Annotated in this window: 6 protein-coding genes; 2 read left to right on the forward strand and 4 right to left on the reverse strand. The window is 75.8% G+C overall.

The features are described from left to right. A partial coding sequence (locus ABD317_RS29155) for an alcohol dehydrogenase catalytic domain-containing protein (RefSeq protein ID WP_344293574.1) occupies positions 1-497 on the reverse strand: 497 nt, incomplete at its 3' end. Between the two features lie 9 nt (positions 498-506). Further along, positions 507-2225, reverse strand: a complete 1719-nt coding sequence (locus ABD317_RS29160; protein ID WP_344293576.1) for an IlvD/Edd family dehydratase — start codon at positions 2223-2225, stop codon at positions 507-509. Positions 2226-2383: 158 nt separating this feature from the next. Between ABD317_RS29160 and ABD317_RS29165 the strand changes: the two genes are divergently transcribed. Both ABD317_RS29165 and ABD317_RS29170 read left to right on the forward strand, forming a co-directional pair. Further along, positions 2384-2713, forward strand: coding sequence for a trypco2 family protein (locus ABD317_RS29165; protein WP_344293578.1), 330 nt, complete (start codon positions 2384-2386; stop codon positions 2711-2713). Between the two features lie 24 nt (positions 2714-2737). Further along, entirely contained in the window at positions 2738-6751 is a 4014-nt protein-coding gene (locus ABD317_RS29170; protein WP_344293580.1) for a serine protease, read from the forward strand. A gap of 41 nt (positions 6752-6792) precedes the next feature. On the opposite strand, the gene ABD317_RS29175 is transcribed toward ABD317_RS29170, so the two are convergent. Together ABD317_RS29175 and ABD317_RS29180 are read right to left on the reverse strand one after the other, a co-directional pair. After that, a complete protein-coding gene (locus ABD317_RS29175; protein ID WP_344293582.1) occupies positions 6793-7665 on the reverse strand; it encodes a polysaccharide lyase family protein in 873 nt (290 codons plus the stop codon). Positions 7666-7667: 2 nt separating this feature from the next. Further along, positions 7668-9164 (reverse strand): alkaline phosphatase D family protein (locus ABD317_RS29180; protein WP_344293584.1); only part of this gene is annotated, 1497 nt, incomplete at its 5' end.

Raw genomic sequence — 9164 nt, forward strand, 5'->3', positions numbered from 1 at the left:
TTGGCGGCCCGGGCCGCCCGCGCCGCGCGCAGCGCGTTGCCGCCCGGCTCCACCAGGGCGCCGAGCGCGTCGTCGACCGCGTCCGGCAGCGCGTGCAACGACCGCGCCGGGACGGCCAGCTGCTCCGCGAGCGCGCCCGCGTGGCCGAGGATGCCCACCTCCCGGCGGTCCTCGCACAGGTGCTGCCGGCCGCCCCGGCAGCGGCGGCAGGCGCGGCACCCCAGCATCGTGTCGCCCGTCACCCGCCGCCCCACCCAGCCCGGGTCCACCCCCGCGCCGACCGCCGCGACCCGGCCCGACCACTCGTGCCCGGGGCGTACGGGGAAGCGCGAGCGGCCGTCGCGGAGGTACTGCAACTCGCCGGAGAACAGCTCCAGGTCCGTCCCGCACACCCCCACGCGCGCGACGTCCACCACCGCTTCGCCCGGCCCCGCCGCCGGCGGCTCGACGTCCACGACCCCCGCGTCCCCGGGGCCGTGGAGTACGAACGCCCTCAAGACCGGCCCTCAGTGCGACTCACGGCTCACCTCGGACCCCGAAGAGCCCACCAGGAAGTCCAGGTCCGCCCCGGTGTCCGCCTGCAGCACGTGGTCCACGTACAGCCGCTCCCACCCCCGCCGCGGCGCCGCGTAGCCCGCCACCGTCGCCTCGTTCGGCGTCCGCGCCGCCAGCTCCGCGTCCGGCACCTCCAGCGTGAGGCCGCGGCCCTCGACGTCGAGGCTGATCCAGTCCCCGTTCTGCACCAGCGCCAGCGGGCCGCCCGCCGCCGCCTCCGGCGCGACGTGCAGCACCACCGTCCCGTACGCCGTGCCGCTCATCCGCCCGTCGCAGATCCGCACCATGTCGCGCACGCCCCGCTCCAGCAGCTTGCGCGGCAGCGGCATGTTCGACACCTCCGGCATGCCGGGGTAGCCGCGCGGGCCGCAGCCGCGCAGGACGAGCACCGAGTCGGCGTCGACGTCGAGGTCCGGGGCGTCGATACGGGCGTGGAAGTCCTCGATGCTGTCGAAGACGACCGCCCGGCCGCGGTGCCGCAGCAGCTCGGGGGAGGCGGCGGCGGGCTTGATGAGGGCGCCGGACGGGGCGAGGTTGCCGCGGAGCACGGCGATGCCGGCGGCGGGCTGCAGCGGCGCGTCGCGGGTGCGGATGACCTCGGGGTCCCAGATGCGGGCGCCGTCGAGGTGGTCGACCAGCGGCCGGCCGGTGACGGTGCGCGCCGCCGGGTCGAGGAGGTCGCGCACCTGGTCCAGCACGGCCGCGAGGCCGCCCGCGCGGTACAGGTCGTCCATCAGGAACCGGCCCGCCGGCAGCAGGTCGACCAGCAGCGGCACGTCCGCGCCGACGCGGTCGAAGTCGTCGAGGCTCAGCTCCACGCCGAGCCGGCCGGCCAGGGCCAGCAGGTGCACGACGGCGTTGGTGGAGCCGCCGGTGGCGGCCAGCGCCACGATCGCGTTGCGGAACGACGCGGCCGTGACGACGTGCGACGGGGTACGCCCCTCGTGCACCAGCTCGACCGCCAGCCGCCCCGACTCGTGCGCCGACTCCAGCAGCCGGCTGTCGGGCGCCGGGGTGCCGGCCAGGCCCGGGAGCACCATGCCCAGCGCCTCGGCGAGCACGGCCATGGTGGAGGCCGTGCCCATGGTGTTGCAGTGCCCGCGGCTGCGGATCATGGACGACTCGGAGCGGGTGAACTCCTGCTCCGACATCTCGCCCGCGCGCACCTCCTCGCTCAGCCGCCACACGTCGGTGCCGCAGCCCAGCGGCGCGCCGCGGAACGTGCCGGTGAGCATCGGCCCGCCGGGGACGACGAGCGCGGGCAGGTCCACCGAGGCGGCGGCCATGAGCAGCGCGGGGATCGTCTTGTCGCAGCCGCCGAGGAGCACCAGGCCGTCGACCGGGTTGGCGCGGAACATCTCCTCCGCCGCCATCGCCGCCATGTTGCGCCACAGCATCGCCGTGGGCCGCACCTGCGTCTCGCCGAGCGAGACCACCGGCAGCTCCAGCGGGATGCCGCCCGCCTCGTGCACGCCGTCGCGCACGGAGCGGGCGACCTCGCCGAGGTGGGCGTTGCAGGGGGTCAGGTCGGAGGCCGTGTTGGCGATCGCGATGTGGGGGCGGCCGGAGAACGCGTCGTGCGGCAGGCCGCGGCGCATCCACGCGCGGTGGATGTACGCGTTTCGGTCGGTGCCCCCGTACCACTGGGCGCTTCGCAGCTCGGCAGCCATACACCGTCCTTCGGGTCGCGGGGAGGACCTCCGCACCGTAAACGGTCTTCGTGTGCGCTGCCTAGTTCCGGGCCGCGGCCGACGGGCTCCCGGCCGCCGGGGATACTGGTGTCCGGGGAGTCAGGAACTCATCGGACAGGCCGACAGGGGAGTACGTGATGGCGTCCGGAAACGGCCCGGATGAGGGGATCGGTCTGGCGGCCGCCCTCGGTGCGATCAGGCGGGAGCTGGGGCAGGCGATGGACGCGGCGCAGACGGAGGGCGGCCCGGTGCGGCTCTCGGTCTCCTCGCTCGAACTGGAGTTGCAGACCACGCTCAGCCGGTCCGGCGAGGTGAGCGGCGGCATCAAGGTCCATGTGATCTCCGCCGGGGCGCAGCGCACGGAGGGCCGCAGCGACGTGCAGACGCTGCGGCTCCAGCTCGACGCGCAGACGCCGGGGGGCAGGCCGGTCTCCGCGGGCGACACGATGAGCCGGCGGCCGGGCTGACCGGTGGCGGCCTCCCGCACCGACGTGTCCAGGGTGGCCCGCGTGGTCGGCGACCTGCCCGGCCGGGAGGACCGGTGCAGCCTCAGCAGCGGGTACCGGATCTCCGACCGGCTGGTGCTCATCACGTCCCATGCGCTGGAGGGCACCACGGCCCTGACGGCCGACCTCGGCGGCGACGACATCTACCGGCCGGTGAGCTGCGTGTGGCGGGACGGGGACCTGGACCTCGCCCTGCTGCGGTTCGACGCGGCGCCCGCGACGCGCGCCGCACCGGTACGGCTGGGGAGCGTGGCCCGCGGCCTGGAGACCGAGGTGGCCGCGCGCGCCGTCGGCCACCCCCGGTGGGCGGAGGTCGACCGGAGTTCCGCGGAGACCCCGGACGCCGTGTGGCGGGGCCGGACCGCGGTGCGCTGCGCGATCCGTACGGCCGACACCGAGGCACCGGACATGCTGCGCGTCCGGGTCGAGGACGCGGCACCGGCGCTGCCGGCGTACGGGGAGAGCCAGTGGCAGGGCATGTCCGGCGCGGCGGTACGGACCGACGGGTCCGGGCTCGTGGTCGCCGTCGTCCGCGACCACGTCCCGGCGGCGGGTGCCGGCATGCTCCAGGTGACGGCGCTGGACCGGGTCGACGACGAGGAGTGGCGGGCGCTGCTGGACGCCGAGGGCGTGGACCCGCGGCCGCTGCCGGTGCTGCCGGACGGCTGGCGGCGCACCCGGGCACTGGAGCAGCACCACGTCCACCTGGACCGGATCCGGCGGACGCCCCGGCCGCTGGTCCCCGAGAAACTGCGCTACGTCGACCCCGGCGACGCCGGCTCGCCCGACCGGGTCCTCGCCCGCCTGGCCCGGCTGGCGGGCACGCCGGGCCTGCCCGCCGGGCTGATCGTCGTCGGCGAACCCGGCTCCGGGAAGACCCGGTTGTGCCTGGAGACCGCGGAACGTGCCGAGGACACCCGCGAGTGGCTCGTGGTCCACGTCACCGAAGCGGTGTCCCTGACCGACGTGTGGGACAGCGTCGACGGCCTGGCGGAACAGGTGCTCGTCGTCGCCGACGACATCGACTGGATCGACGCGCCCGGGACGACGTACGGCTCGGTCTTCCAGCAGGCCGGCGGATCCGGCGTCCGGCTGGCCGTGCTGACGACCGCCCGCCGCAGGCGGCTCCGGGCCCTCGACGGCGGCCTGCTGAACCCGACGAAGACGTTCGACACCGTCGACATCCGCTGGGACCGGCCGTACCACCGCGCCATCTCCGAGCAGATGGTGCGGGACCTGGCCCGTGACGCCGTCAGGCAGCAGGACGAACGGCTTCTGGTGCGGCTCTGCGCCGGTTCGCCCGCGGCCAGCCAGCTGTGCGCCACGTACTACGACAACCAGGCCCGCGAGGGGCGCGACCTGACCGGCCTCGTGCCCCGCCCCGACCCCGAGTTCAGCAACTGGATGCGCGAGTTGCTGCTCGGCATGGGACTGCCCGCGGTGCCCCCGGACGGTGATCCCGACCCCGCGACGACGGCGGTGGCCCAGATCGCCGTCCACGCGCCCTGCCCGCTGCGGAAGGCGCTCGACTTCTTCGCCCCGGGCCTCGACGACCCCCGCCGGGAAGCGGGGGCGACAAAGGTCCGGCAGTTCGTCGCGGACGGCCTGCTCTACGCGCAGGACGACGCGCTGCGGCCCGTGCACGACGTCTACGCCGACAGCCTGCTCGGGCACGCGGTGCTGGAAGCCGACCAGACGACGGTGCACCCGCGGGGCCTGCGCCGGGTGCTGGAGACCGGCCTGGCCGACGGCCGGTCCCTGGTACGGGTCGCCACCGCGGTGGACCGGCTGCGCGAGACGCTCCCGGCCGACGCGGGCGCGCGGTTCGCCCGGGTCGTCGAGAAGTGGTGTGCCGAGCGCATCGACGCCCTGCGCGCGCTGGTCCTGGCGGACGACGAGGGCCGGGGCCGCGAACTGCGGACCCTCCTCACCCGGCGCACGTGGCGCCCCGTCGCGGTCGCCGAGCTGGCCGAACCCTGGCTGCGCGAGCACCACGACAAGGCCCGGGCGCGCGACACCGTGCTGACCGCGGCACGCCACCTGCCGGCCGCGACGTCCCGCCGCTACCTCTTCGACTGGATCTACGACCACGGCCACCGGCCCGGTGCCGCGCTCGCCTTCCACCGGGCCCTGGAGACCGGCGACCTCGACCCGGCGGTCCGGGAGTGGACCACGGACCAGGTCGTCGAGTGGCTCTCCCGCCACGGGCACCGCATCAACGCCGGCCGCCCGCTGCAGCGGCTTCTCGACACCAGCAGGAACGCCCTGCCCCCCGGAGACCCGCGCACCGGGCAGGTCCTGTCCTGGGCGCTGCGCTGGCTGCGGCGCCACGGCACCCGGCGCGAAGCGAGCTTCGTGGCCAGGCCGCTCGTCCTGCGCCCGGAGCTGACCGGGGCCGACCTCACCTGGACCGCTCGCCTGCTCCTGGACAGCGTGGCCCCCGGTGACCCGCCGAGCGCCACGTTCGCGCTGGAGGCCGTGCTGGCGCGGCACCGGCTGCGCGGGGACCTGGACCGGCACGTGTACGAGCAGGCGCTGACGGACTCCTTCGCCTGGCTGGAGGACGACGCCGGCTACGGGCTGCGCCCTGCCGCCGCGTACCTCCTCAAGGAACTGGTCGTCCCCGGGCTGCCCGGGCGGGACATGCTGGCGCGCGCCGTGCAGGCGGCCTGGATCTGGCTGGAGCCGAACGCCGGCCGCCACCTCGAAGTCGGCAAGGTGCTGCCCGGGCTGCTCAAGAACGCCAGCAAGTCCACGCCCGGCCAGCACGCCGCCTTCACCCGGGACGAGCAGGAGACGCTGGGGCGCCTGGCCGTGGACTGGCTGGCGGCGCACGGCGACTCCCCGCGGGACACCGGCAGCGAGGTACTCGGCGCGCTCCTCGGCACCTCGCTGCCCGACGGCGACCCGGAGCGGCTGGAACGGCTCGCGGAGAAGGCGCTCGCCATGCTGGGGGACCGCCACGCGCCCAGCGTGGCCCGCTCGGTGCTGACCCCCCTGCTGCACAAGCGGTACGTCGACGGGGACCTGCGAAACCGGGTGGTCGAGGCGACCTTCGCCCAGCTGCCCCCGGCGCCGCCGAGCAGGCACATGGCGTTCCCGCTCACCGAACTCCTGCGGCGGGCCGACCTCACCGGGGCCGAACACGAGCGGGCCATGACCGGGACGCTGGCGTGGCTGGACCGCTACCTCCGGGCGCCGGGTGCGGCGGGGCTGCTGGCCACGGCGCTCGGCAGCCGGCGGACGACACCCGCCGACCGCGCCCGGCTGGCCGCCCGCGCGGTCCGGATGCTGACACCGCGCACGCTCGTCCCCGAGCGGCACGGCAAGGACCCCTGGCTGACCAAGGCACTGCTGCGGCACCGCGCCGACATCGGCACCGAGTGGAACCGCTTCGTCGGGCGCGCCTGCGACGTCATAGCGGGCGAGCGGCAGCCGCGCGAGGCGGTGCGTGCTCTCCGCCTCCTGCTGGAGGGCGCCGACCGGCTCGACGGCCCGGTCCTGACCCGGCTGCACGAGACGTGTCTCGACTGGTGTGCCGTGCACGACCGCACGGACCGCGGACTCAGGCTGCTGATTCCCGTGCTGGAGAGCCGCGCGTCGGCCCCGCCCGTCCGCCGCCGCGCCGCACAGGTGACGCTGCGCAGGCTCCGCCCCGGCGCCGAGCGCAACTCGGCGACCGGAAAGGTGCTGAAAACCCTGCTGCAGGACGGTGACCTGCCCGACGCGGACGAGGTGGACCGCGTCCTCGACCTGGCGCTCGACTGGCTGGAGGCGCAGTCCGGCGACCACTCCGCCGTCCACCCCCTGCTGCTGCAGGTGGCGCGCCGGCTGGAGCACCAGCCCGGCAGCCAGCGGAGCGGGCCGCGGCTCCTGCGGACGCTGGAGCATACCGGTGCCTGGCTGCGGGACCATCCGGACGCGGCCCCCGAGCAGCGCGCCGCACTCGAACAGCACCGACTCCGCATCACCGGGCTGCTCGACGCCGGGAAGGGCTGAAGGAGGACGCGCCGCGGGCGTGCGCCGTGCCCGCGGCCGCGTCACTCCGGCGCGAACACCCCCAGCGCGTCGTACGCGATCCACGACCCGCTCGTCTTGCGCAGCGTCAGCACGTTCTCCCCGGCCGTGAAGAGGTCCGCCGCCAGCGGCAGTTCGTAGTACGACGGCTTCAGCACGCTGCCGGGCCGGGTCGCGTCGCCCTCCAGCGAGCCGCGGGTCGCGCCGCCGCGGAACTCCAGCGTCGTGACCGCGCGCCCGCCCAGCGCCAGTTCGGCGGTGCCGGCGGCGCTGGCGTGCGCGTCGATCAGCCACAGGGCGAAGCCGAGGTCGCGCTCCGGGGCCACGGGCAGGTCGAAGCGGAGCGTGAACGTGTGTTCCCTGCGGCCGGCCCAGGAGTCGGCGGGGCCCGGGTGCAGGTAGCACCAGTCGCGGGCGGGGTCGGAGGTGCCGTGGCGGAAGTCGACGTCCTGCGGGAAGGCCGCCGGGTACCGGGCGCTCAGGTTCGGCGACAGCGCGAACTCCAGCCCCCGGTGGTCGAACGCGCCGACCTGCGCCACGGCCCGGCCCGCGGCGACCGACCGCTCGTTGACCGCCGCGACGGGACGCGCCGGCCGGGTGCGGGCTCCGGAGTCGAGCACGGCGACGACGGTGTAGCGGCGGGTCGCGGGCTCGGGGCCGACGAGGTGGGCGTGGTGCGGGAAGAGGGTGCGGGCGAGGAGGGTGCCGCCGGCGGCGGAGAGTTCGTGGACCTCGTAGTGGTCCACGAGCTGCCTGCCGCGGGTCCGGTACGGCCGCCACGTCAGCTCGACGACGCCGAGCCCGCCGGCGGCGTCGAGGCCGGAGACGGCGCCGTGCGGGTGGCCGGAGCCCGGGCGCCGGCCGGCCGTGTCCGCGGTACGGGTGGTGTCGGTCATCGTCAGCTCACCTTCTCCATGCCGGGGCGGCCGTGCGCGACCCGGAAGCGGTCGAGCGCGAACCCGGCCGCCCGGTTGTCCGCCTGCACGTACGGCACCGCCCGGTACTCGGCGGTGACCGCGTCCGCGTCCGCGTGCCCGAGTACGTAGCCGCGGCGGCCGTCGTAGAACGTCGTCCAGGGGTGCTGCATCCAGTCCTTCGTGTAGTGGTCCGTCGGTGCGCCGTCGCCGTCGGAGGCGATGGACGTGCCGAGGAACTCGCTGCCGACGACGGGGGACCCGGGGTCGGCGAAGTCCGCGAGGAGGTCGCCCGCGATGGAGCGGTGGCAGTCGCCGGTGAAGACGACGGACGGCGCGACGCCCGGCTCGCCGAGGACGTCGAGCAGGCGCTGCCGCGCCGCCGGGTAGCCGTCCCACTGGTCGACGCGGTTCTCCGTGACCCGGACCAGGCCGACCTGCTGCAGCAGCAGGTTCCAGCGGGCGCCCGCGGTGCGCAGCCCGTGGTAGAGCCAGCGCTCCTGCTCCCGGCCGAGCATGGTGCGCCCGGGCGCGTGCTGCTCGGCGGCGTCGGCCGGCTTGGGGTCGCGGTACTGGCGGGCGTCCAGCACGTGCAGGGTGGCCAGCCCGCCGTAGCGCAGCCGCCGGTGCAGACGGGCGTCGGGGCCGTGGGCGAGGGCGAGCGCGGGCAGCGGGCAGTTCTCGTAGTACGCGCGGTATGCCACCGCCCGGCGCAGCAGGAAGTCCGCCTCGCTCAGGCCGTAGTACGAGTTCTCGTCGGAGTAGTCGTTCTGCACCTCGTGGTCGTCCGGGGTGAGGACCCACGGCGCCGCGGCGTGCACGGCCTGCAGGTCGGGGTCCGACTTGAACAGCGCGTAGCGCAGCCGGTAGTCGGCGAGGGTGCTGGTCTCGGTCTCGTGGCGGGCGCCGGGCAGCGGGGCGTTGCGCCGCATGTTGGCGGCGGTGATGCCGTACTCGTAGACGTAGTCGCCGAGGAAGAACACCACGTCCGGGTCCTTGTCGAGCATGTCCCGGTACGCCGTGAAGTGGCCGTGATACCAGGCCTGGCAGGAGGCCGTGGCGAAGGTGAACGAGCCGCGCGCGGAGCGGGCCGCGGGCGCGGTGCGGAAGCGCCCCACGGGGCTGGTGTGGCCGCGGGCGCGGAAGCGGTAGAAGTACTGGCGGCCCGGGCGCAGCCCGCGGACCTGCGGGTGGACGGAGTGCCCCAGCTCCGGCAGCGCGAGCGCGGCGCCGGAGCGTACGACGCGGCGGAAGCGCTCGTCCTCCGCGACCTGCCAGCCGACGTCGTAGCCGGCGCGGGGCATGCCGCCGTGGCCGTCGCCGGCCAGCGGGTCCGGTGCCAGCCGGGTCCACAACACGGCGCCGTCCGCCGCCGGTTCGCCGCTGGCGACGCCCAGCCGGAACGGCTCGTCGCGCAGCCGGGGAGCGCCCCCGGCGGCCTCGGCCCGCCCGGCGAGCCCGGCCCCGGCGGGCAGCGCGCC

The organism is Streptomyces synnematoformans (genome assembly GCF_039531005.1).
Taxonomy (GTDB): domain Bacteria; phylum Actinomycetota; class Actinomycetes; order Streptomycetales; family Streptomycetaceae; genus Streptomyces; species Streptomyces synnematoformans.

Coding starts and splice junctions, on each gene's coding strand:
- ABD317_RS29160 (WP_344293576.1), bottom strand. CDS start 2,225: ATGGCTGCCGAGCTGCGAAGCGCCCAGTGGTACGGGGGCACCGACCGA.
- ABD317_RS29165 (WP_344293578.1), top strand. CDS start 2,384: ATGGCGTCCGGAAACGGCCCGGATGAGGGGATCGGTCTGGCGGCCGCC.
- ABD317_RS29175 (WP_344293582.1), bottom strand. CDS start 7,665: ATGACCGACACCACCCGTACCGCGGACACGGCCGGCCGGCGCCCGGGC.